This is a genomic window from Flavobacterium cheniae (assembly GCF_004363695.1).
Classification (GTDB): Bacteria; Bacteroidota; Bacteroidia; order Flavobacteriales; family Flavobacteriaceae; genus Flavobacterium; species Flavobacterium cheniae.
In genome coordinates, this window is the sequence record NZ_SNZC01000003.1 from 209,695 (window position 1) to 234,675 (window position 24,981).

Here is a 24,981-nt window from a genome sequence, read left to right on the forward strand (position 1 = left end):
ACGAATGTACATTTGTAACATAAAATAAGAATAAACTATAATATGAAAAAAGTCAATTTATTAATCGTATTAGGAATGGTAACTGGTGCTGCTTTTGCACAAGATACTCTGACGATTTCAAAAAATGATTTGTTACAAAAAGTCACTGAAAATAACCTACAAATCAAAGTGGCAGAAAAATCATTTCAATCGGCTAAAGCGGATTATCGTCAATCGAATGCACTCTTTTTGCCCAACATTAATGTGTCGCACACAGGAATTTCTACAACTAATCCTTTAATGGCTTTTGGTTCGAAATTAAATCAGGAAATTTTAACAGCTTCCGATTTTAATCCAGCGTTGTTGAATGACCCAGATGTAACTCAAAACTTCGCCACTAAAATTGAAGTGCAACAACCTCTTTTTAATTTAGATGGTTTATATGGAAGACAAGCGGCTAAAGCAAAAATGGATGCTTTTCAATTGCAAACGGAACGAACTAAGGAATATTTAGAATTGGAAGTTTCAAAAGCATACATGCAATTGCAATTGGCTTATAAAGCAGTGAAAGTTTTAGAAAAAGCGAATGCAACCGCACAAGGCAATTTAAAAATGGTTGAAAACTATTTCAAAAACGGAATGTTGCAAAAAACGGATTTGTTAAACGTGCAAGTTCGTGTGAATGAAATTACAAATCAATTACAGTATGCCAAATCAAATGTGCAAAATGCATCCGATTATTTAGCATTTTTATTGAACGAAGATATGGCTGGAAAAACCTACAAGCCAGCAGAAGCTTTAGACAATTCAATTGCAATCGAAAGTATGAATACCACAATTTCTGATTCCAGAAAAGATATTCAAGCGATGCAAAAATCGTCTGAAGCGTACAAAAAAATGTTTCAATCATCCAAATTTGGATTCTTACCAAGATTAAACGCTTTTGGAAGTTATGAATTATATGATCAAAATATTTTCGGGACTTCAGCTAAAGGCTATTTAGTGGGTGCGCAATTATCATGGAATATTTTTGATGGATTTAAAACCATTGGAAAAACGCAAAAAGCGAAAGCTGATTTTGAAAAAGCCGAAATTGAAACCGAACAATACAAAAAGCAAAGCCAGTTAGAATTGAGTAAAACCAATCGTCAATTGGTAGATGCCGAAAACAAAGTGAATTTATCCAAATTAGCTTTTGAACAATCGCAAGAAGCTTTTAGAATTCGTCAAAATAGATTCACACAAGGATTAGAAAAAACAACCGATTTATTAATGGCTGAAACGCAAATGGCACAAAAAGAATTAGAGCATTTACAAGCCGTTTTCGAATATAACTTTACCAAACAATACTTACAATTTTTAACGAAATAATACTATGAAAAAGATAATAACTATAATCACTTTGTCTTCACTAATCTTAACATCTTGTGGAAGTGATAAAAAAGAAAATGTAGCTGATTTACCTGCAGTTCCAGTAAAAGTGGCTGGAAATTCAGGAAATTCTAATAGTCCATACATAACAGCAAGTGGAAAAATCGAATCGGAAAACAGCGCGAATTTAAGCACCAGAATGATGGGTTATGTAACCAAAGTGAATGTGAAAGTTGGACAAAATGTTTCTGCTGGACAACTCTTAGTAAGCATCAATAATACCGATTTACAAGCTAAAAAAGCACAAGTTGACGCTTCAATAACACAAGCAACAGCAGCATACAACAATGCAAAAAAAGATTATGATCGTTTTGTGAATTTGTTTGCACAACAATCGGCTTCGCAAAAAGAATTGGATGATATGACAGCACGTTACGAAATGGCAAAAGCAGGTTTAGAAGCAGCCAAACAAGTGCGTAATGAAGTGATGGCGCAGTTTTCTTATTCGAATATTACAGCTCCATTTTCAGGAACGGTAACCAATACTTTCGTAAAAGAAGGTGATATGGCCAATCCAGGAATGCCTTTAGTAAGTATAGAAGGTGCTTCAAGATTACAAGTAACGGCAATGGTTTCAGAAAGTGATATTTCGAATGTTAAAAACGGAATGCCAGTTAAAATCAACGTGAAATCATTAAATAAAGAAGTTACTGGAAAAGTTTCTGAAGTGAGTTTATCTGCAAAAAATACGGGTGGACAATATTTAGTGAAAGTAACTTTGGACAAAATGGATAAAGAGATTTTATCAGGAATGTTTGTCAACGTTCAATTTCCAAGCGCTAAAAAAGAAACAACTATAGCAAAATCTGATATAGTAATGGTTCCAGAAACTGCTTTAGTAAAACAAGGTCAATTGACAGGAATTTACACTATCGGAAGTGGCAATGTAGCTATTTTAAGATGGTTGCGAATCGGAAAAACATTCGGGAATCAAGTAGAAGTTTTATCAGGATTATCAGCAGACGAACAATACATCATTTCAGCTGAAGGAAAATTATTCAATGGAGCAAAGGTTAGTGTTCAGTAAAAAGAATGCTATAAACATTTAAACTTAAAAAAATGCAAGAAGGTATATCAGGTAAAATAGCCAATTTTTTCATCAACTCAAAACTAACCATTTTATTGATGGTAGCGTTGATGATTATTGGTACATACAGTTCATTCTTAATTCCTAGAGAAGAAGAACCACAAATTAATGTTCCTATGGCCGACGTAATGGTGGGTTATCCAGGAGCAAGTCCAAGCGAAGTAGAAAGCAGAGTTATTAAACCGCTTGAAAAAGTAATTTCAAACATCAAAGGAGTAGAGCACATTCACAGTATGGCAATGAACGGTCAGGCAATGATGGTTGTGCAATTTTATGTGGGTGAAAACAGCGAAGATTCGTATGTGAAATTATACGACGAATTGATGAAACACCAAAACATGTTTCCACAAGGTGTTTATCAACCAATGGTAAAAACGCGTTCTATTGACGATGTTCCGATGTTAGGATTAACACTTTGGAGCGAAAAATACGATGATTTTCAATTGCGTCAAATAGCAGAAGAAGTTACTTCGGAAGTTGAAAAAGTAAAAGACGTTGCGATTACGAAAGAAATTGGTGGAAGAACGCGCGAGCTAAAAGTAGTTTTGGATAAAGACAAAATGGGCGAAAATGGTGTAGATGCATTGAGCATTATGCAAATGATTCAAGCTAATAATGGAAGTTCGCAATCAGGAAGTTTTGTACAAAATGACACTGAATATTTAGTTACTACAGGTAAATTTTTAGCATCTTCGGAAGATGTAGAAAACTTGGTGGTTGGCGTAAATAACAATATGCCCGTTTATCTAAAACAAGTTGCATCCATTCAAGACGGACCACAAACACCTAAGAATTATGTTTCTTTTGGATACGGAAAAGCGAATGAAAAATTCTCAAAACACAATTCGGAATATCCAGCCGTAACCATTTCGATTGCAAAAGTTAAAGGTGCGGATGCGATGAAAATTTCAGAGAAAATTCTGGAACGAGTAGAAGCTTTAAAGAAAAATGTAATTCCGTCTGATGTACACGTTGAAGTTTCTAGAAACTATGGAGAAACAGCATCGCACAAAGTAGGTGAGTTGTTGTTGCACTTAGGTGTTGCTATTATTGCAGTAACTGTTTTAGTAATGTTAGCGATGGGTTGGAGAGGCGGATTAGTAGTGTTTTTCTCTGTTCCATTGACTTTTGCTTTGACTTTATTTAGTTATTATTTATTGGGGTATACGTTAAATCGAATCACGCTTTTTGCCTTAGTTTTTGTGGTAGGAATTGTGGTAGACGACAGTATTATTATTGCCGAAAACATGCACCGTCACTTTAAAATGAAACGACTACCGTTCAAACAAGCGGCTATTTATGCCATTAACGAAGTAGGAAATCCAACCATTTTAGCAACTTTTACTGTAATTGCAGCTATTTTACCAATGGCTTTCGTATCAGGAATGATGGGGCCTTATATGAGTCCGATGCCAATTGGTGCTTCGATTGCGATGATATTATCGTTGTTTGTGGCTTTGACCGTAACACCTTATTTGGGATACCATTTATTACACGAAAAAGACGAGCAAGAACATAAAGAAGAACAAGGATTAGAAACCTCATGGATTTATAGAATTTACAAAAAAATTGAAGAACCACTTTTAGACAATTCTAAAAAACGTAATCTAATGTTTTTGGTTACAGGTGTTTTGTTAATCGGTTCAGTTTTGATGTTTTTCACAAAATCAGTTGCAGTTAAAATGTTACCTTTTGATAATAAAAACGAATTTCAAGTCGTAATCGATATGCCAGAAGGAACAACGTTAGAACGAACTGCAGCGGTTACAAAAGAAATTGCACAATATCTTTCAACCGTTCCTGAAGTAGTGGATTATCAGAATTATGTTGGTGCTTCAGCTCCAATAACTTTTAACGGTTTGGTGCGTCATTATGATATGCGTGGTGGAAGCAATATGGCGGACATTCAAGTGAATTTACTACACAAAGAAGATAGAGATTTACAAAGTCATGATATCGCAAAAGTTGTACGTCCACAAGTCCAAAAAATTGCAAAAAAATATGGTGCGAATGTGAAAATTGTAGAAGTTCCACCTGGACCACCAGTTTTATCAACTTTAGTAGCTGAGGTTTACGGACCAAATTATGAAGATCAAATCAAGGTTGCGAATCAAGTTAAAACCATTTTGGAAACTACTTCAGATGTAGTAGATACTGATTGGATGGTAGAAGCACCTCAAGTAGAATACAAATTAGAAGTTGACAGAGAAAAAGCTATGTTAAACGGAATCGCTCCACAACAAATAGTGGGGAATTTGACTTATTTGTTAAGAGAAATGCCAGTTTCTAATTTATACGATGAACGTTCGAATAATCCTGTTGGTATTACACTTTCATTAGAAGACAAAGACAAAACTTCGATGCAAGATATTCAAAACTTGAAAATCAAAGGCAGTCGAGGCAATGTGGTTCCTGTGAGTGATTTGGTAAAAGTTAAAACAGATACTTTACAAAACACCATTTATCGTAAAGATCAAAAACGCGTGGTGTATGTTTTAGCAGATATGGCAGGAGCATTAGAAAGTCCGGTGTATGCGATTTTGGGAATGAATGAGAAGTTAGAAAAAATGCAATTGCCAAAAGGCTATAAAGTAAACGAATTGTACATGGATACTCCATCAGATGAAAGTGATTTCACTGTAAAATGGGATGGAGAATGGCAAATAACCTTAGAAGTGTTCCGTGATTTAGGAGCTGCTTTTTTGGTCGTAATTATTGTGATTTACATGTTGATTGTAGGTTGGTTCCAAAACTTCAAAACACCTTTAGTAATGATGGTTGCCATTCCACTTTCATTGGTTGGAATTGTATTAGGTCACTGGGTTTTAGGTGCTTTCTTTACGGCAACTTCATTCATTGGAATGATTGCTTTAGCTGGAGTTATGGTTCGGAATTCGGTCTTGCTGATTGACTTTATCGAAATCCGTTTGAACGACGGAGTTCCAATGAAACAAGCTATCATTGAAGCTGGAGCCGTTAGAACAACACCAATCTTGTTAACTACTGGAGCAGTAGTAATCGGAGCATCCATCATCTTGTTTGATCCAATTTTCCAAGGATTAGCGATTTCGTTAGTAGCGGGTGCAATTGTATCAACATTATTAACATTGATTGTAGTTCCATTGATTTACTATATCACGGAACGTAAAAAATGGGAGAAGAATAATTAAATTAATGTCATTCTGAACTTGTTTCAGAATCTAAAAAATATAAACATGAAATTAGTGTTAATTACCGCCATAGCAGAATTTGAAAAAGACGTCAAAAAGATGCTAAAAGAAGCTAAAGTAAAATCGTATTCGTACAGAGATGTAAAAGGTTTTAGAGATGCTTCAGAGGAAAATGTAGAATCTAATTGGTTTGGTTCAGAAATGAATGAAACGGATTCAATAGTTTTTTACGCTTTCATTTTACAACAAAATTTAGATACTTTGTTTCAAGAAGTTAATCAATTCAATAAGGAACAAAAAACAATATCAAAAGTTCATTTAGCAGTATTTTCAGTAGAAAAGTATAATTAAAAATTAAAGATTATGATAAACAGATTAATAAGAGCAATAGCAGGAACCTTCATCATTTTAAGTGTGTTGTTAGGAATGTATGTGAATGAAAATTGGTATTGGTTTACCATTTTTGTTGGAGCCAATTTGTTACAATCCTCCATTACCAAATGGTGTTTAATGGAAGATATTTTAAGAAAAGTATTTAAGATTCAAGATTAATGCCATACTTTTTTTTATAATTTAGCGTTATTAAACAAAACAAAAATCATGAAAAAATTAAAATTAATCTCAATTTTATCTTTGCTATTATTTGTTAGCATAGGTTGTTCGGATGAAGATGATACTTCTACACAGGTATCAAATCCAACGGAAATTACTTCGACTGTAACAGATGGTCAATGGGTTGTGACTTTGTTTAAAGAGAATGATGTAGTACAAACTAGTAATTATTCAGGTTATAGTTTTACCTTTGGAGCTGACGGTTCTTTATCGGCAACCAATGGTTCAACAACCCAATCTGGGGACTGGAGTACATATACAGACAGCGGTTATACTAAATTAGATATAATGTTTACTGCACTTGACGGACCATTTGAAGAAATCAGTGAAGATTGGAATGTTATTTCAAGAACCACTACTAAAATCGAATTAAAACACGTAAGTGGTGGCGATGGAAGTATTGATTATTTAACTTTTGAGAAAGACTAACAAAATTCAAATAAAATTAAAACCAGCTTTTACGGCTGGTTTTTTTATTTAAAACAAACCCATTTTCTCACTTTGCATCTTTATAACTTTATCTTATCTTTGCACCTCATTAAACAAAGACAAAATTATGTTTGATAATTTAAGTGATAAGTTAGATAAAGCGTTTCATATATTAAAAGGACACGGTAAAATTACCGATGTTAACGTTGCTGATACTCTGAAAGAAGTTCGTAGAGCTTTATTGGATGCCGACGTAAATTTTAAAATTGCTAAAGATTTTACCACAAGAGTAAAAGAAAAAGCAATTGGTGAAAACGTATTAACTACGTTACAACCTGGTCAGTTAATGGTGAAAATCGTTAAAGACGAGTTGACTGAATTAATGGGTGGTGACGCTGCTGGAGTTAATCTTTCTGGTAATCCAACAGTGATATTAATGTCGGGTTTACAAGGTTCTGGTAAAACTACTTTTTCTGGAAAATTAGCTAATTTTCTAAAAACAAAAAAGAACAAAAAACCTTTATTGGTAGCTTGTGATATCTATCGTCCTGCGGCAATTAATCAGTTGCACGTAGTGGGTGGACAAATTGGTGTTGAAGTTTATTCAGAACCAGAAAATAAAAATCCTGTTGAAATTGCTCAAAACGCAATCAAACATGCAAAAGCAAATGGTTTCAATGTTGTAATTGTCGATACGGCTGGTCGTTTAGCAGTTGATGAGGAAATGATGAACGAAATTGCAAATGTTCATAAAGCAATTGAGCCACATGAAACTTTATTTGTTGTGGATGCCATGACAGGTCAAGATGCAGTGAACACAGCAAAAGCTTTCAACGATAGATTGAATTTTGACGGAGTTATCTTAACGAAGTTAGATGGAGATACGCGTGGTGGTGCTGCTATTTCGATTAAATCGGTAGTAAATAAACCAATTAAATTCATCGGTACAGGTGAAAAAATGGAAGCTATCGACGTGTTTTATCCAAATCGTATGGCGGATAGAATCTTGGGAATGGGAGACGTTGTTTCCTTAGTAGAAAGAGCACAAGAGCAATACGACGAAGAAGAAGCAAGAAAATTACAAAAGAAAATCGCTAAAAACGAATTTGGTTTTGACGATTTCTTAGCGCAAATCCAACAAATCAAAAAAATGGGGAACATGAAAGACCTTGTTGGAATGATTCCTGGAGCTGGAAAAGCGTTAAAAGATGTTGAAATTGAAGATGATGCTTTCAAACATATTGAAGCTATCATCCAATCGATGACACCAGCTGAAAGAAGCAAACCATCTTTGATAGACGTAAAACGTAAAACTAGAATTGCCAAAGGTTCGGGAACAAAAATTGAGCAAGTCAACCAATTGATGAAACAATTCGACCAAATGAGCAAAATGATGAAAATGATGCAAGGCGGTGGCGGAAAAAACATGATGAAGGCTATGGCTGGAATGAAAGGCGGAATGCCAAAAATGTAAATTATAGTTTAAGGTTTAAATTTTCGAGTTTAAGCCTTATTTTTTTAAATATACTAACTATTTGTTTTGGGAAACACACAACTTTTAAATCCAAAACACTAAACCTGAAATAAAAAATGCAATTATTAGACGGAAAAAAAGTATCGGAAGATATTAAAAATGAGATTGCTGCTGAGGTAGCTCAAATGAAAGCTAATGGAGAAAAAGTACCTCATTTAGCAGCTATTATTGTTGGTAACGATGGAGCGAGTTTAACGTATGTAGGAAGTAAAGTGAAATCGTGCGAGCGCGTAGGTTTTGAATCTACTTTGATTAAATTGCCAAGCACAACTTCTGAAACGGAACTTTTGAAAAAAATCAAAGAATTGAACGAAAATGATGATATTGACGGATTCATTGTTCAGTTACCTTTACCAAAACAAATTGATACACAAAAAATCATTGAGGCTATCGATCCAAGTAAAGATGTAGATGGTTTCCATCCAGAAAATTTTGGAAAAATGGCGTTAGATATGTCCACTTTTATTCCAGCAACACCTTTCGGAATTTTAGAATTATTAGAAAGATATAATGTTCCTACAGATGGTAAACATACCGTAGTTATTGGAAGAAGTCACATCGTAGGTAGACCAATGGGAATTTTAATGGGAAGAAAAGGATTTCCTGGAAATTCAACAGTAACAGTAACACACAGTCATTCTAAAAACATCAACCAAATTACTTCACAAGCCGATATTATTATCTCTGCATTAGGAGTTCCAAATTTCTTAAAAGCAGAAATGGTAAAAGACGATGTAGTTATTATTGACGTAGGTATTACAAGAGTAGAAGACGAAACCACAGAAAAAGGCTATAGAATTGTAGGTGATGTAGATTTTGAAAACGTATCTAAAAAAGCCTCATACATTACGCCAGTTCCTGGTGGAGTAGGACCCATGACAATTGCAATGTTGTTGAAAAATACTTTGTTAGCAAGAGAACAGAAGAGAAATAAATAGTAGTTAAATAAAAAAAGACCTGAAATTTTTCAGGTCTTTTTTTATTTTTAGTTTTGACTTGTAGTCTTCGCTTGTTTTCTAAAATAAAAGTAAACAAAGATAATTCCTGCAACTGCTAACCAAATTAATTTTGTGTTAATTGGTGCTGGTGGTGGATCATCATCGGCAGGTGGATCAATTGGATTAGCAAAACTTAAGAAGCTTACAAAAGCCATCATAAGTGTTGCATAAAGTTTAAATAGGTTTGATTTCATATTTTTAAATTTGGGGGCTTTATCTAATTATAGTGCAATAATACTAATAAATTATCTTTTTTGAAAATCAGATGTGAAAAATAATTCAACCGTTGGGTATTTTTGTTGGGTCATTTGGATAGAGAAGTCACTATCAGCTAAGAAAACCAATTGTCCGTATTTATCATGACCTAAGAATTTTTGTTTCACACGTTTAAATTCGGCAAATTCTACATTTTTAGGATCTTGTGGTTTTACCCAACATGCTTTAAATGCAGGGAAGTTTTCATACGTACATTTTGCTCCATATTCATGCTCTAAACGGTATTGAATTACTTCGTATTGAAGTGCTCCTACGGTTCCAATTACTTTTCTGCCGTTCATTTCTAAAGTAAACAACTGAGCCACACCTTCGTCCATTAACTGGTCAACTCCTTTTTCTAATTGTTTCGATTTTAATGGATCAGCATTATTGATGTATCTAAAATGCTCTGGTGAGAAACTTGGAATTCCTTTGAAATTCATGATTTCGCCTTCAGTTAATGTGTCTCCAATTTTAAAGTTTCCAGTATCATGTAAACCTACGATATCACCAGGATACGAAATATCTACAATCTCTTTTTTCTCAGCAAAAAATGCATTCGGACTAGAGAATTTTAAATTCTTTCCTAAACGAACGTGTAAATACGGTTTGTTCTTTTCAAACGTTCCCGATACAATTTTGATGAACGCCAAACGGTCTCTGTGTTTTGGATCCATGTTGGCATGAATTTTAAATACAAATCCGCTTAATTTTTCTTCTTCAGGGTGAACTAACCTAGTATCTGATTCTTTTGCTCTTGGTGTTGGTGCAATTTCAACGAAACAGTCTAATAATTCACGAACTCCAAAATTATTCAAAGCCGAACCAAAGAAAACCGGTTGTAAATCGCCTGCCAAATATTCTTCACGACTAAATGCTGGATATACTTCTTCAATTAATTCTAATTCTTCACGTAAGCGATTTGCTGGTTTTTCACCAATTATCTTCTCTAATTCCGGATTATTGATGTCGTCAAAAGCTATCGTTTCTTCAATGTTTTTTCGACTATCACCTTCGAAAAGGTTGATGTTCTTTTCCCAAATATTGTAAATTCCTTGGAAATCGTATCCCATTCCAATTGGAAAACTCAATGGCGTAACGCGAAGTTTTAATTTTTGCTCCACTTCGTCCATTAAATCAAAGGCATCTTTACCCTCACGGTCTAATTTGTTAATGAAAACAATCATCGGAATGTTTCGCATTCTACAAACTTCCACTAGTTTTTCAGTTTGTTCCTCAACCCCTTTTGCAACGTCGATTACTACGATAACACTATCAACTGCAGTTAAAGTTCTAAAAGTATCTTCAGCAAAGTCTTTGTGACCCGGTGTATCTAAGATGTTGATTTTTTTATTTTGATAGTTAAAAGCCAAAACAGAAGTCGCTACCGAAATTCCTCTTTGTCTTTCAATTTCCATGAAATCGGAAGTAGCTCCTTTTTTAATTTTATTACTTTTTACAGCTCCAGCTTCCTGAATTGCGCCTCCAAACAACAATAATTTTTCAGTTAAAGTCGTTTTACCGGCATCGGGATGGGAGATAATTCCAAAAGTTCGTCTTCTTGCTATTTCTTCTATAAAACTCATTATTCAAAATTTTGTGCAAAAGTAACTTTTTTTTGCAGAATTTTCTGTTAATAGTCGCTTATAAATGTTGTGAAATAGTCTCGAATTGTTATTTTTGTCGATTACAACTTAAAATGTATGATTTATATGAAAATTAGTCGCCTACTTATTTTTGTTTTTTTAATAGCTCCAAGTTTTTTATTGGCTCAAACTAAGGAAGTTTTGTTTACTATTGATAATCATCCTTATTATACAGATGAATTCATGAGAGTATACAATAAAAATTTAGATTTAGTAAAAGATGATTCTCAGAAAGATTTAGACAAGTATTTGGATTTATTTTTGGGATATAAATTAAAAGTTGAAAAGGCAAATAAAATTGGTTTGCAAAACGGTACGAATTATCAGAACGAATTAAAATCGTATAGAAATCAATTGTCAAAGAATTATGTAAACGATTCTAAAGTTACTAATGAATTGGTGCATGAAGCTTATGAAAGAATGCAACAAGAAGTTAGAGCTTCACATATTTTGGTTTTAGTTGACGAAGGTGCTTCACCACAAGATACTTTAAAAGCATATAATAAAGTAATCGATATAAAAAGAAGATTAGATGCAGGTGAAGATTTTATTAAAGTAGCACAACAATTTTCTGAAGATCCTTCAGTAAAAGAAAATAATGGTGATTTAGGTTATTTTTCAGCTTTCAGAATGGTATATCCTTTTGAAAATGCAGCTTACAAAACTAAGTTAGGTCAGATTTCAAAACCATTTCGTACTCGTTTTGGATACCACATCATAAAAGTTGTTGATAAGAGAGTGAATAGAGGAGAAGTTACAGTGGCACACATTATGATTTTAAAGCAAAATGATGCTGCTCAAAATGAAAAAGCTAAAACTACTATTGATGATATTTATAAAAAAATTCAACAAGGAGAAAATTTCGAAAGTTTAGCACAACAATTTTCTGAAGACAAATCATCATCTGCTAAAGGTGGTGTTTTGCAACGTTTTGGTTCTGGGCAGTTGAGTTCAGAAGAATTTGAAAACGTAGCTTTTGAATTAAAAGATAAAAATCAAATTTCAGTTCCTTTTCAATCACAATTTGGATGGCATATTGTTAAATTAATCGAAAAGCATCCCGTTCGTACGTTTGACGATATGAAATTTGAATTAGAGGAAAAAATTAGAAAAGACGAACGTTCTTTGTTAATTACTAATTCTTTGGCTAAAAAATTAAGAGCAAAATATACATTTACTAAAGACTCAAAATTAATTGCAACAATAAAGGGATTAGTTAATGATGAGTTTTACACTCAAACTTGGGTTGTTCCTGAAAAATCAAAAGATTTAAATGGAGTTGTTTTAACCATCAATAAAGATAGAAAAATCAATTCTAAAGTGTTTTTAGATTTTATTGCTTCAAAACAAAAGTCAAATATTAAAACAAAACCTGTTGCTAGATTAGTAGACGAATTGTTTGAAAAATTTGTTGACGAGCAATTAATAACCTACTATAATGATAATTTAGAAAATGAATTTTCGGAATTCAAAAATGTAATGGATGAATACAGAGATGGTTTATTGCTTTTTGATTTGATGGAAAAAGAGATTTGGAATAGAGCTAAAAATGATACTATAGGATTAAACGATTATTTTAAAAACAACATCAAAAACTATCAATGGAAAAAAAAATATAGTGCTGATATTTTATCATCAACGGATAGTAAAGTTGTTGAGAAAGCGCAAAAGTTTTTGAAAAAAGGAAAATCATTAGAATATATCAAAGAACAATTAAATAATGATGGTAAAGTAAATATCATGTCAAAATCAGGTATGTATGAAGAAGATTATGATGTTTTATCTCAATTTAAAGACTTGCCAAAAGGTGTAACCGCTATTGTTTCAAAAGACCAATACTTTTTTGTTGTAAATATTTCGGATGTAAAGCCTGCTGGTTCAAAAGAACTGTCTGAATGTAAAGGAAAAGTAATTAGCGATTATCAGCAATATCTAGAGAATAATTGGGTAGATGAATTAAAAAAAGAATTTACTATTAAGGTAAATCAAGATGTATTTGCAAAAGTAAAAAATCAGTTGCATAAATAAATGAAATACTGGATACAAATAATTTTACTTTTACTATTGGTTTCTTCGTGCGATTATTTCAAAGCGCCTAGAGAACCAAAAGCCATAGCGCGTGTTGGTAAAAGTTATTTATACGAATCCGATATCTTAAATTTAGTACCAAAAGGAACATCAGAACAAGATAGTATTGCAATTGTAAAATCTTTTATTGGTCGATGGGCAACTCAAAAATTACTTTTTGAAGCGGCAGAAAAAAATATAGGGAAAGATCAATTAGATGAATTTAATGTTTTAATTGAACAATACAAAGTTGATTTATACACCAAAGCTTACTTAGAAAATTTAGTAATTAGACAAGTAGATACTTTGGTTACAGACGATCAGATAGTAGATTATTACAATAAAAATAAGCAATATTTTAAGAATTCATCAGAGTTAGTAAAGTTGCGATATATCAATTTAGTTAAAGAAAATCCAAAATTTGCGAAAATTAAATCAAAGTTTAGTTCCTTTACCAAAAAAGATAAAAAGGAGTTAGAACAAATGGCGGTTCAGTTTAAAAGCTATGCTTTTAACGATTCTATCTGGGTAGATATTAATCAGGTTTATGAAAAAATTCCGTTTATTAATTTAGAAAATAAGCAGAAATATGTTTCAAGTGGAATGAATTTTCAGTATCCCGATTCAACAACTATATGGTTAGTAAAAATTAATAATGTTTTACCAAAAGATAGCGCAACACCTTTAGAGTTTTTAAAACCTACAATTAAGCAAATTATTATCAACAATAGAAAATTAGAATTAATTAACACTTTAGAAAAAGAGATTACGAATGACGCAATCAAAGACAATAAATATGAAATTTATAAATAAGAGATTACTTTTTGCATTACTTTTTATTACATCAACAACAGTATTTGCACAGCCTAAGAAACAAAAAGTAGATGGAGTTGTAGCAGTGGTTGGTGATTATGTTGTATTGGATTCCGATATCGATTTGGATTACATTACATTAAAAGCACAAAATGTTGATGTTAAAAACATTACACGTTGTGAACTTTTTGGTAAACAATTAGAAGATAAATTATATGCTCACCAAGCTATTCAAGATAGTATTGTGGTTACAGATGCTGAGGTAAATGCCTATTTAAGTGAGCAATTAGATGCAGCAGTGGAGCAAATTGGTTCAATGGAAAAAGTAGTTAAATATTACAACAAAAAAAATGAGGAAGAGTTAAGAAATCATTTTTTTGATGCTGTAAAAATGAACAAGCTTACCACGCAAATGCAGAAAAAAATTGTTGATGGAGTAGAGATTACTCCAGAGGAAGTTAGAAATTTTTTCAAAGGAATTCCAGCTGATGAAATTCCAACATTTGGTGCCGAAATGGAAGTAGCTCAAATTGTAGTAAAACCAGTTGTTTCTGAAGACGAAAAGAAGCGAGTAATTGATAAATTAAAAGAAATTAAACAAGATGTATTAAACGGTTCTAGTTTCTTTAGTAAAGCCGTTTTGTTTACAGAAGATGAAGCATCAGTTGGTTCAGGAGGTTTTTATAAAATGAATCGTAAAACTGCTTTTGTTAAAGAATTTAAAGATGTAGCATTTAGTTTGGCTGAAGGTGAAATTTCAGAGCCTTTTGAAACTGTATTTGGTTATCACATTATTATGGTAGAAAAAATTAAAGGTCAAGAAGTAGAATTGCGTCATATTTTAATTGCTCCAAAAGTTTCAACTCAAGCAATGAAAGATGCAAAAGCTAAAATTGATCAAATAAGAACTAAAATCATAAATAAGGAAATTACATTTGCTGATGCAGCTAAATCATCATCAGACGAAAAAGAAACGCGAAACAACGGTGGGGTTTTGTTAAATCCAAGAACAATGGAGCCAAGATTTGAATTAACCAAAATGGATCCATCTTTATATGCTCAAGTTTCTTCTTTAAAAGATGGTGAGGTTTCGTTTCCAATTTTAGACGAAGAAAGAGGTACAGGTAAGTTTTATAAAATAATTACTGTTAATAATAGAATTGAAGAACATCAAGCGGATTTTTCTAGAGATTATCTTAAAATTAAAGAATTAGCTTTAAGAGATAAGCAAATTAAAGAAATTGCTAAGTGGTCTGAAGAAAAAATAAAAGAAACTTATATTAAAATAAGTGATGAATATAAAGATTGTGAATTTACCAACAATTGGTTAAAAAAATAAATTAACTAACCCTTTGAATTTTCAGAGGGTTTTTTATTATTTTAGAGGTTTAATAATTAAGTTCAATTTTCCGAATTCTAAATTCTAAATTCAATATGTCAGACGTAGCAGCCATTCAGGAATTAGTTCAAAGACAAAAAGCATTAAAACAAGAAATTGCTAAAGTAATTGTGGGTCAGGATGAAGTAGTACATCAAATTGTGATGAGTATTTTTTCTGGAGGTCACGCTTTACTTATTGGTGTTCCTGGATTAGCAAAGACTTTAATGGTGAATACTATTTCGCAAGCTTTAGGATTGAATTTCAAAAGAATTCAGTTCACACCCGATTTAATGCCTTCCGATATTTTAGGAAGTGAAATTTTGGATGAAAATCGTCATTTTAAGTTTATTAAAGGACCGATTTTCTCTAATATTATCTTGGCTGACGAAATCAACAGAACACCTCCTAAAACGCAAGCAGCATTGTTAGAAGCTATGCAAGAGCGTGCTGTTACTGTTGCGGGACATCATTATAAATTAGATTTGCCATATTTTGTATTGGCAACCCAAAATCCAATTGAGCAAGAAGGAACATATCCGTTACCAGAAGCGCAATTAGACCGTTTTATGTTTGCCGTAAAATTAGATTATCCAAGTTTTCAAGAAGAAGTTGATGTGGTGAAAGCAACAACATCCGATTTTAAACCTGTCGTAAATCCTTTATTTACGGCTCAGGAAATTATCGATTTTCAAAATGTAATTCGTAAAATTCCTGTGGCCGATAATGTAATTGAATATGCAGTTTCGTTAGTAAGCAAAACACGTCCGGATAATCCATTATCAAACGAATTTGTAAAAACGTATATCGATTGGGGCGCAGGACCAAGAGCTTCACAAAACTTAATTTTAGCAGCAAAAACTAATGCCGCTTTCAATGGAAAATTCTCACCAGATATCGAAGATGTAAAAGCAGTAGCCGTTGGAATTCTTCGTCACAGAATCGTAAAAAATTACAAAGCCGATGCCGAAGGAATTTCGGAAGATGATATTATTAAAAAGCTGTTTTAAACAGCTTTTTTTATTACTTTTATAAATCAATAAAGGAATTTGGAACTCAATTTTAAACAAAGAATCTTCGGTTTAGACGCACTAAGAGCTACTGCTATTTTAATGGTAGTGAGTTCACATGTGTTATGGATTTACCCAAAAAGTAATGCGTTTATTCCAACATTATTTGAACTTTTTGGTTTTTGGGGTGTGGAACTTTTCTTTGTTTTAAGTGGTTTTTTGATTGGCTCAATTCTGTATAAAACATTTGTCAATGAAAATTTTACTTTAAAATCAGTTTTTCATTTCTTAAAAAGACGCTGGTTTCGAACATTACCTAACTATTATTTGGTATTGATTTTAAACATTTTGATTGCTTTTTTTCTTGGATTCTCGATTGAAAATACAGGAAGTTATTTTCTCTTTTTGCAAAATTTCGCATCAAAATCACCTGCTTTTTTTCCGGAATCTTGGAGTTTATCAATAGAAGAATATACATATTTACTTTTGCCATTTTCATTATTTTTTGTGGGATTAAGTAAGGTAAAAAACAAGGCAAAATTATTTTTGTTGGTAATTGTAGCTTTGATTCTAGTTTTCTGGATGAATAAATTTTATTATCATTCCCAACATAAAATTTCGAATTTATCAGAATGGAATTTAAATTTAAAATCGGTTTTGCTTTATCGAATAGATGCTATTTTAATTGGAGTTTTAGTCGCGTGGTTTTCTTTTAATTATAGTAGTATTTGGAAACAATTTAAAGGTGTGTTTGCTTTGATAGGCTTTGCAATTTTATTCTTTTTAATGTTTGGACTTATTCCAATGAATCTGACAATCGAACAAAATCCGTTTTTTTGGAATGTTTTGTATTTGCCAATTACTTCAGTCGCTTTTGCATTTTTGTTGCCTTTCTTCTCCGAATGGAAAACGTACGCCAATCCAGTTTTGTATCCTGTTGAATTGATAAGTAAAATTTCATATTCTATTTATTTACTTCATTACAGTATTATACTACAATTATTGAGGGTTTTTATGGATACTTCTCAGATGTCTACAACGGAACGTCACTTTTTTACTTTTATTTATCTATCCATAACTTTTTTATTGTCCTACATTTTGTACAGATTTTACGAAAAACCAATTATGAATTGGAGAGATAAGCAATAATTTAGCTCACCTATTTTGAGACTCTCATAAAATTGAATATTGTTTTTTGATAATTTAATAAAACTTTGATTTTAAATTACGAATTATTCAATATATTTTGATTTTAATCATTTTTATTGAAAAATAATTATCAAAATAGAATCTTTATAAATAATAATTCTTCTATTTAGGCTTTTTATTAAAAATTTTTAAATCTGATTAAGATTTATTAAATTTGTGCCACAAAATAAATACAACAACCAATAATTAACCTATTTACAATATGGCATTAGCTACTGAGACGAATCTTTATAACGAATACATTAAAGAAATCGAAGAAAGAAAAGGTCAAGGATTACACCCAAAACCAATTGATAGAGCTGATTTGTTAAACGAAATCATCGCTCAAATTAAAGATACAAACAATGCAAACAGAGAAGATTGTTTAAAGTTTTTTATCTATAACACATTACCAGGAACAACTCCTGCAGCTGGAGCGAAAGCAAAATTCTTAAAAGAAATTATTCTTGGTCAAGAGACTGTTGCTGAAATTACTCCTGCTTTTGCTTTCGAATTATTATCGCACATGAAAGGTGGACCTTCAATTGAGGTGCTATTAGATTTAGCTTTAGGAAATGATTCAAATATTGCAAAGCAAGCAGCGGATGTTTTAAAAACTCAAGTTTATCTTTACGATGCTGATATGGCTCGTATTAAAGATGCTTTTGAAAAAGGAAATGTCGTTGCTAAAGAAATTTTAGAAAGTTATGCTAAAGCAGAATTCTTTACAAAACTTCCTGAAATTGCAGAAGAAATTAAAGTAGTAACATTTATTGCTGGTGAAGGTGATATTTCAACCGATTTATTATCTCCAGGTAATCAAGCGCACTCGCGTTCTGACCGTGAATTGCATGGTAAATGTATGATTACGCCTCAAGCTCAAGAAGAAATTAAAGCGTTGCAAGCGCAACATCCAGATAAATCGGTAATGTTAATTGCTGAAAAAGGAACAATGGGTGTAGGTTCTTCTCGTATGTCGGGTGTAAATAACGTTGCACTTTGGACAGGTAAACAAGCAAGTCCTTATGTACCATTTGTAAATTTTGCTCCAATCGTAGGTGGAACTAACGGAATTTCTCCAATTTTCCTAACTACAGTTGATGTTACAGGTGGAATCGGTTTAGATTTGAAAAACTGGGTAAAAAAGACAGATGCTAATGGAGAAGTAGTTCGTAATGAAAGTGGTGATCCAGTTTTAGAAGAAGTATATTCTGTAGCAACGGGTACTGTTCTTACCATCAATACAAAAACAAAAAAATTATACAACGGAGACAAAGAATTAATCGACATTTCTAAAGCATTCACGCCTCAGAAAATGGAATTCATCAAAGCAGGTGGATCTTATGCGATTGTTTTCGGTAAAAAAATCCAAACTTTCGCAGCTAAAACTCTTGGAATTGAAGCGCCACTAGTTTACGCACCTTCAAAAGAAGTTTCAGTTGAAGGACAAGGTTTAACAGCTGTTGAGAAAATCTTCAATAGAAATGCGGTAGGAACTATTTCTAAAAAAGCATTACACGCTGGTTCTGATGTTCGTGTAACAGTAAACATTGTAGGTTCTCAAGATACTACTGGTTTAATGACAGCTCAAGAATTAGAGTCTATGGCAGCTACTGTGATTTCTCCAATTGTTGACGGAGCTTATCAATCAGGTTGTCATACAGCTTCTGTTTGGGATAAAAAAGCGCAAGCTAATATTCCTAAATTAATGCAATTTATGAACGACTTCGGTTTAATCACAGCTCGTGATCCAAAAGGCGTTTATCATGCTATGACAGACGTAATTCACAAAGTATTAAATGATATTACGGTTGATGAATGGGCTATCATTATTGGTGGAGATTCTCATACAAGAATGTCAAAAGGAGTTGCTTTCGGTGCAGATTCAGGAACGGTAGCTCTTGCTTTAGCTACGGGTGAAGCTTCAATGCCAATTCCAGAATCAGTAAAAGTGACTTTCAAAGGAAATATGGCAAGTTATATGGATTTCCGTGACGTGGTTCATGCTACGCAAGCGCAAATGCTACATAAATTTGGTGGTGAAAACGTTTTCCAAGGAAGAATCATCGAAGTACATTTAGGAACATTAACAGCTGACCAAGCATTCACATTTACAGATTGGACTGCCGAAATGAAAGCTAAAGCTTCTATTTGTATTTCAGAAGATGAAACGTTAATCGAATCATTAGAAATTGCAAAAGGAAGAATCCAAATCATGATTGATAAAGGCATGGATAATAAAAACCGTGTACTTCAAGGGTTAATTGACAAAGCAAACAAACGTATTGCTGAAATCAAATCGGGTGAAAAACCAGCTTTACGTCCTGATGCTAATGCAAAATATTATGCTGAAGTTGAAGTAGATTTGGATGTGATTAACGAACCAATGATTGCTGACCCAGATGTAAATAATAAAGACGTTTCTAAACGTTATACTCACGATACAATTCGTCCACTTTCTTTCTACGGAGGTGACAAAAAAGTAGATTTAGGATTCATCGGTTCTTGTATGGTGCACAAAGGCGATATGAAAATCTTAGCGCAAATGCTTAAAAATATCGAGAGACAACAAGGTAAAGTGGAATTCAAAGCGCCTTTAGTAGTTGCTCCTCCAACGTACAACATTGTTGACGAATTAAAAGCAGAAGGTGATTGGGAAGTATTACAAAAATATTCAGGATTCGAATTTGATGATAATGCGCCAAAAGCCGCTGCTCGTACAGAATATGAAAACATGTTGTATTTAGAGCGCCCAGGTTGTAACCTTTGTATGGGGAATCAAGAGAAAGCTTCTAAAGGAGATACAGTTATGGCAACATCAACTCGTTTGTTCCAAGGACGTGTTGTTGAAGATACAGAAACTAAAAAAGGAGAATCTTTATTATCATCAACTCCAGTTGTAGTTTTATCTACAATTTTAGGTAGAACACCTTCAATTGAAGAATACAAACTAGCGGTAGAAGGAATTAACTTAACTAAGTTTGCTCCATCTCACAAATTGTTGGTAGGATAATATAATCAATTATAATAATCAATTAAAAGTCTAAGTTCTGCTTAGGCTTTTTTTTGTTTTTTATCTGTCCATTTTTTCGTAAATTAGGAGGTTGAAAATAACATAACTAAATAAAATAATTATTATGGCATTCGATATTGAAATGATTGAAAAAATGTACGCCAACATGGCGGCTAGAGTGGATAAAGCTCGTGACATAGTTGGACGTCCATTAACGTTGTCTGAGAAAATTTTGTATTCGCATTTATGGGAAGGAATGCCAACTCAGACATTTACAAGAGGTAAAGATTATGTTGACTTCGCTCCAGATCGAGTAGCATGTCAAGATGCAACCGCTCAAATGGCTTTATTACAATTCATGCATGCCGGAAAAAAGACAGTTGCGGTTCCAACAACAGTTCACTGCGACCATTTAATTTTAGCAAAAAATGGTGCTAAAGAAGATTTAGCATTAGCAAATAAGCAATCCAAAGAAGTTTTTGATTTCCTTTCGTCAGTTTCAAACAAATACGGAATCGGATTTTGGAAACCAGGTTCTGGAATTATTCACCAAATCGTTTTAGAAAACTACGCTTTTCCTGGAGGTTTGATGATTGGAACCGATTCTCATACCGTAAATGCTGGTGGTTTAGGAATGTTAGCCATTGGTGTTGGTGGTGCTGATGCGGTAGACGTAATGTCGGGCATGTCTTGGGAATTAAAATTTCCAAAATTAATCGGAGTAAAATTAACAGGTAAATTATCTGGATGGACTGCTCCAAAAGACGTCATTTTAAAAGTGGCCGATATCTTAACCGTAAAAGGAGGAACGGGAGCTATTGTAGAATATTTTGGTGAAGGTGCAGAAGCTATGTCTTGTACTGGTAAAGGAACTATTTGTAACATGGGTGCCGAAATTGGAGCAACAACTTCAACTTTTGGTTACGATGATTCCATGCGAAGATATTTAGCTGCAACAGGTCGTCAAGATGTGGTAAATGCTGCCGATAAAGTAGCTTCTTACTTAACAGCTGATGCCGAAGTTTATGCCAATCCAGAAAACTATTTCGATCAATTAATCGAAATCAATTTATCAGAATTAGAACCACACATTAACGGACCATTTACACCAGATAGAGGAACGCCAGTTTCTAAAATGAAAGAGGAAGCAGCTCAAAACGGCTGGCCATTAAAAGTAGAGTGGGGATTAATAGGTTCTTGTACCAACTCTTCTTACGAAGATATGGCGCGTGCTGCCTCTATTGTTAGACAAGCGGTAGAACACGGAATCACTCCAAAAGCAGAATTCGGAATCAATCCAGGTTCAGAGCAAATTCGTTATACTATTGAAAGAGATGGAATTATTGCTGATTTCGAAAAAATGGGAACTAAAGTATTTACCAATGCTTGCGGACCATGTATTGGACAATGGGATAGAGAAGGAGCAGACAAACAAGAAAAAAATACCATCGTTCACTCGTTTAACAGAAACTTTTCTAAACGTGCCGATGGAAATCCAAATACGCATGCTTTTGTAACTTCTCCAGAAATGGTAGCCGCTTTAGCAATTTCAGGTCGTTTAGATTTTAATCCATTAACCGATACTTTGTTGAATGATAAAGGCGAAGCAGTTAAATTGAATGCTCCATTTGGTGATGAATTACCAAAAAGAGGTTTTGATGTAGAAGATGCTGGCTTCCAAGCGCCTGCAGCAGATGGTTCTTCAGTTCAAGTTGCCGTTTCTCCAACTTCAGATCGTTTACAATTATTAGCGCCATTTGAGGCTTGGGATCGTAAAAATTATTCAGGAGCTAAATTGCTAATCAAAGCTTTTGGAAAATGTACTACCGACCATATTTCGATGGCTGGACCTTGGTTGCGTTTCCGTGGACATTTAGATAATATTTCAAATAATATGTTAATTGGAGCCGAAAATGCATTCAATGGTAAAGCAAATTCCGTTAAAAATCAATTGACAGGGGCTTATGATGCAGTTCCGGCTGTTCAAAGAGCTTATAAAGCAGCGGGAGTTCCTTCCATTGTTGTGGGTGATCATAATTATGGAGAAGGTTCTTCTCGTGAGCATGCCGCCATGGAGCCTCGTTTCTTAGGCGTGAAAGCGGTTTTAGTAAAATCGTTCGCTCGTATCCACGAAACAAATTTGAAAAAACAAGGAATGTTAGCTTTAACCTTTGCTAACGAATCGGATTATGATAAAATTCAAGAAGACGATACGATTAACTTCTTAGATTTAACTGAATTTTCGCCAGGAAAACCATTAACATTGGAATTTGTTCACGCTGATGGAACAAAAGATATAATTTTAGCAAATCATACCTACAATGATAGTCAAATTGGTTGGTTTGTGGCTGGTTCTGCTTTAAACTTGATTGCAGCTGGCAAGGCGTAATCTAATTTTTGAATTTAAATTAATGTTAAAACTCCCTTATTAAAGGGAGTTTTTTTTATCTTGCAAACCCTAAAATAGCTATAATCCATCTAAATTAATTCTTAATGAAATCAATTCAAATTTTAACTTTTTTTCTTTTCTTCTGTAGTAGTATGGTTTTTTCACAAAAGACTATCAAACATACTGTTGTAGAAGGAGAATCTATTTATTCCATTGCTAAAAAGTATAAAGTAAGCGAATCGGATATTTATGAATTAAATCCAAAATCAAAAGGAGCTTTATTACAATTAAAGACAGTTTTGTTAATTCCGAATAAAAATTCAAAATCAAAAGATAAGAAAGAAGTTAATTCATCTAAGAATTTAAGTTCCGAAACTCATATCGTAGAATCAGGTGAATCACTTTATAAAATTGCAAAAAAATACGATATTAGTTTAGAAAAGTTAAAGGAATTAAACCCAGATATCAAACCAGAAACCATTCAAATAGGGGATAAAATTGTAATTGTTGCTAAAAAAGAAACTACAAAGTCTAAAAAACAGCAATCTGTTGAAGAAGTAAAAATAGATTTAACTCCTGTGAATAAAGATGCTAATTTGTGCTTAGACGAACTAGGAAATCAGGTCCACACGGTAAGTAAAGGAGAAACTTTATACAAACTTTCTAAAAAGTACAAAGTAAGTGTTAGAGATTTAGAAGAAATGAATCCTGAAATCGTAGCGAACTTGCCAATTGGTTATGAAGTTATTGTTAAGAAAGGAAATGTTGAATTAGAAAAAAATCAAAATATTGTCGTTGAATTTCCAAAAGAAATTGAAGAGATTTCTCCAGAAAATATGTCTAAGGCTGAATTCTTAATTGCTAAGGCATCCCAACATATTGGAACTCGTTACAGAGGAGGAGGTACTACAAGTGCTGGCTTTGATTGTTCAGGATTGATGTTTTCAACTTTTAAAAATATCGATATGACTTTACCTCGTTCATCAAGTTCAATGGCGGCAGGAGCAGGTTATAGAATAGAAAGAAGTCAAGCGCAAAAAGGGGATTTAATCTTCTTTACAACAAATGGACGAGGAAGTATAAATCATGTAGGAATGATTACCGAAATAAATGGTGATGAAATCAAATTTATTCATTCTTCTGTTCAAGCCGGCGTAATTATTTCTTCTACCGAAGAGCCTTATTATAAAAGACGTTTTGTTCAAATTAATAGGGTTTTAGAAAATTAGATGTTAATGATAACAAAAAAAACCGCTTTTAAAAGCGGTTTTTTTTGTAAAATATTTCCTAACTATTTTTTAAAAAAGTATAAATTTCATCTTTTAAAAAAACTCTATCTTTTCTCAAATGACTTAATTCGTCATCCATAGCAAGTTCCTCGTCTTTTTCTATTTTGTAAATCTTTTCATCTAATTCAGTGTACGAATGTAACAAAACTTGAAACTCATCATTGTTATGATACAAGTCTTTAATCTTGTCTGCGTATTCAGGAAAATCTTGGTAAATAGGATGTTTAGTTATCATACTGCTGGTTTTTAAATTTCTATACTCAAAGTTAGTAATCAATTCTAAAAAGGCATATGATAATTATCATTTTTGATAATTTATTTTTTCTTTTTTGAAATGAGTTTTTCGTATTTTTCTATCTGTTCTGGGAGTAATATTTTTTTAATTTCAATGTTAAATTTCTCTCCTAGTTCTGCGAGTAAGTTTCTTTTTTCTATATCACTATAGCTTACAGCTTCAATTATTTCTTTTGATTTAGTTTGATTGTCTTTAACTAGGTTTCGTACTATAGCTTCTTGGAAACCATCTAAATTTAATTTTTCTTTTAGAGATTCTACTGAAGTTTCAACTAAGTCAACATTTTTATTTTGGTTTCCATTTTTATATTGGCCTGTGCCAATTCGTCTGTCTACTTGAGCATTTGAACTGAAAAAAGAAAAACCGATAAGAATTAAAAAAAATATTTTTTTCATAGT

The 24,981-nt window shown here is 32.9% G+C and carries 20 protein-coding genes; 16 read left to right on the top strand and 4 right to left on the bottom strand.

All coding sequences use genetic code 11. From position 1 onward, the window contains the following. Window positions 1-42: 42 nt before the first annotated feature. From C8D80_RS09790 to C8D80_RS09825, 8 genes are all read left to right on the top strand, one after another. Complete coding sequence (locus tag C8D80_RS09790; protein ID WP_133609846.1) at window positions 43-1,350, top strand: TolC family protein; 1,308 nt, start codon at window positions 43-45, stop codon at window positions 1,348-1,350. Window positions 1,351-1,354: 4 nt separating this feature from the next. Continuing rightward, entirely contained in the window at window positions 1,355-2,437 is a 1,083-nt protein-coding gene (locus C8D80_RS09795; RefSeq protein WP_133609848.1) for an efflux RND transporter periplasmic adaptor subunit, read from the top strand. A 32-nt stretch (window positions 2,438-2,469) separates the two neighbouring features. Beyond that, the gene (locus tag C8D80_RS09800; protein WP_133609850.1) at window positions 2,470-5,667 is read left to right on the top strand and encodes an efflux RND transporter permease subunit; all 3,198 of its coding nucleotides are present in this window, start codon (window positions 2,470-2,472) and stop codon (window positions 5,665-5,667) included. A 45-nt stretch (window positions 5,668-5,712) separates the two neighbouring features. Next, entirely contained in the window at window positions 5,713-6,018 is a 306-nt protein-coding gene (locus tag C8D80_RS09805; RefSeq protein ID WP_133609852.1) for a hypothetical protein, read from the top strand. Between the two features lie 12 nt (window positions 6,019-6,030). Continuing rightward, a complete protein-coding gene (locus C8D80_RS09810) occupies window positions 6,031-6,219 on the top strand; it encodes a YgaP family membrane protein (protein WP_133609854.1) in 189 nt (62 codons plus the stop codon). A 48-nt stretch (window positions 6,220-6,267) separates the two neighbouring features. Then, window positions 6,268-6,708 (top strand): hypothetical protein, encoded by a 441-nt coding sequence (locus tag C8D80_RS09815; protein WP_133609856.1) that lies wholly within the window; start codon window positions 6,268-6,270, stop codon window positions 6,706-6,708. A 127-nt stretch (window positions 6,709-6,835) separates the two neighbouring features. Beyond that, window positions 6,836-8,182, top strand: coding sequence for a signal recognition particle protein (gene ffh, locus C8D80_RS09820; RefSeq protein WP_133609858.1), 1,347 nt, complete (start codon window positions 6,836-6,838; stop codon window positions 8,180-8,182). A 116-nt stretch (window positions 8,183-8,298) separates the two neighbouring features. Continuing rightward, window positions 8,299-9,180: a bifunctional 5,10-methylenetetrahydrofolate dehydrogenase/5,10-methenyltetrahydrofolate cyclohydrolase gene (locus C8D80_RS09825; RefSeq protein WP_133609860.1), complete on the top strand. Its 882-nt coding sequence runs from the start codon at window positions 8,299-8,301 to the stop codon at window positions 9,178-9,180. Window positions 9,181-9,227: 47 nt separating this feature from the next. On the opposite strand, the gene C8D80_RS09830 is transcribed toward C8D80_RS09825, so the two are convergent. Next, a complete protein-coding gene (locus tag C8D80_RS09830) occupies window positions 9,228-9,434 on the bottom strand; it encodes a hypothetical protein (RefSeq protein WP_133609862.1) in 207 nt (68 codons plus the stop codon). A gap of 51 nt (window positions 9,435-9,485) precedes the next feature. Then, on the bottom strand, window positions 9,486-11,081 hold the full coding sequence (locus tag C8D80_RS09835; protein ID WP_133609864.1) for a peptide chain release factor 3: 1,596 nt from the start codon (window positions 11,079-11,081) through the stop codon (window positions 9,486-9,488). 126 nt (window positions 11,082-11,207) lie between these two features. Here C8D80_RS09835 and C8D80_RS09840 point away from each other — a divergent pair, with 126 nt between their 5' ends. The 8 genes from C8D80_RS09840 to C8D80_RS09875 all read left to right on the top strand — a co-directional run bounded on the left by C8D80_RS09840 (window position 11,208) and on the right by C8D80_RS09875 (window position 24,228). Beyond that, window positions 11,208-13,169, top strand: coding sequence for a peptidylprolyl isomerase (locus C8D80_RS09840; RefSeq protein WP_133609866.1), 1,962 nt, complete (start codon window positions 11,208-11,210; stop codon window positions 13,167-13,169). After that, on the top strand, window positions 13,170-14,021 hold the full coding sequence (locus tag C8D80_RS09845; RefSeq protein WP_133609868.1) for a hypothetical protein: 852 nt from the start codon (window positions 13,170-13,172) through the stop codon (window positions 14,019-14,021). Continuing rightward, window positions 14,005-15,360, top strand: coding sequence for a peptidylprolyl isomerase (locus tag C8D80_RS09850; protein WP_133609870.1), 1,356 nt, complete (start codon window positions 14,005-14,007; stop codon window positions 15,358-15,360). Before C8D80_RS09845 ends, C8D80_RS09850 begins: the two co-directional genes overlap by 17 nt. A gap of 95 nt (window positions 15,361-15,455) precedes the next feature. Then, window positions 15,456-16,409 carry an AAA family ATPase gene (locus C8D80_RS09855; protein WP_133609873.1) on the top strand — a complete coding sequence of 318 codons (954 nt, stop codon included), beginning with the start codon at window positions 15,456-15,458 and terminating at the stop codon, window positions 16,407-16,409. Window positions 16,410-16,448: 39 nt separating this feature from the next. Beyond that, entirely contained in the window at window positions 16,449-17,558 is a 1,110-nt protein-coding gene (locus C8D80_RS09860) for an acyltransferase family protein (RefSeq protein WP_133609876.1), read from the top strand. A 262-nt stretch (window positions 17,559-17,820) separates the two neighbouring features. After that, complete coding sequence (locus tag C8D80_RS09865; RefSeq protein WP_133609879.1) at window positions 17,821-20,610, top strand: bifunctional aconitate hydratase 2/2-methylisocitrate dehydratase; 2,790 nt, start codon at window positions 17,821-17,823, stop codon at window positions 20,608-20,610. Window positions 20,611-20,734: 124 nt separating this feature from the next. Next, complete coding sequence (locus C8D80_RS09870; RefSeq protein ID WP_133609881.1) at window positions 20,735-22,999, top strand: aconitate hydratase; 2,265 nt, start codon at window positions 20,735-20,737, stop codon at window positions 22,997-22,999. A 104-nt stretch (window positions 23,000-23,103) separates the two neighbouring features. Further along, the gene (locus tag C8D80_RS09875) at window positions 23,104-24,228 is read left to right on the top strand and encodes a peptidoglycan endopeptidase (RefSeq protein ID WP_162845064.1); all 1,125 of its coding nucleotides are present in this window, start codon (window positions 23,104-23,106) and stop codon (window positions 24,226-24,228) included. 58 nt (window positions 24,229-24,286) lie between these two features. Here the strand turns inward: C8D80_RS09875 and C8D80_RS09880 are convergent, their stop codons facing one another. Next, window positions 24,287-24,523 carry a YdcH family protein gene (locus C8D80_RS09880; protein ID WP_133609884.1) on the bottom strand — a complete coding sequence of 79 codons (237 nt, stop codon included), beginning with the start codon at window positions 24,521-24,523 and terminating at the stop codon, window positions 24,287-24,289. Between the two features lie 80 nt (window positions 24,524-24,603). Further along, window positions 24,604-24,978, bottom strand: a complete 375-nt coding sequence (locus C8D80_RS09885) for a hypothetical protein (protein WP_133609886.1) — start codon at window positions 24,976-24,978, stop codon at window positions 24,604-24,606. Window positions 24,979-24,981: the final 3 nt, after the last annotated feature.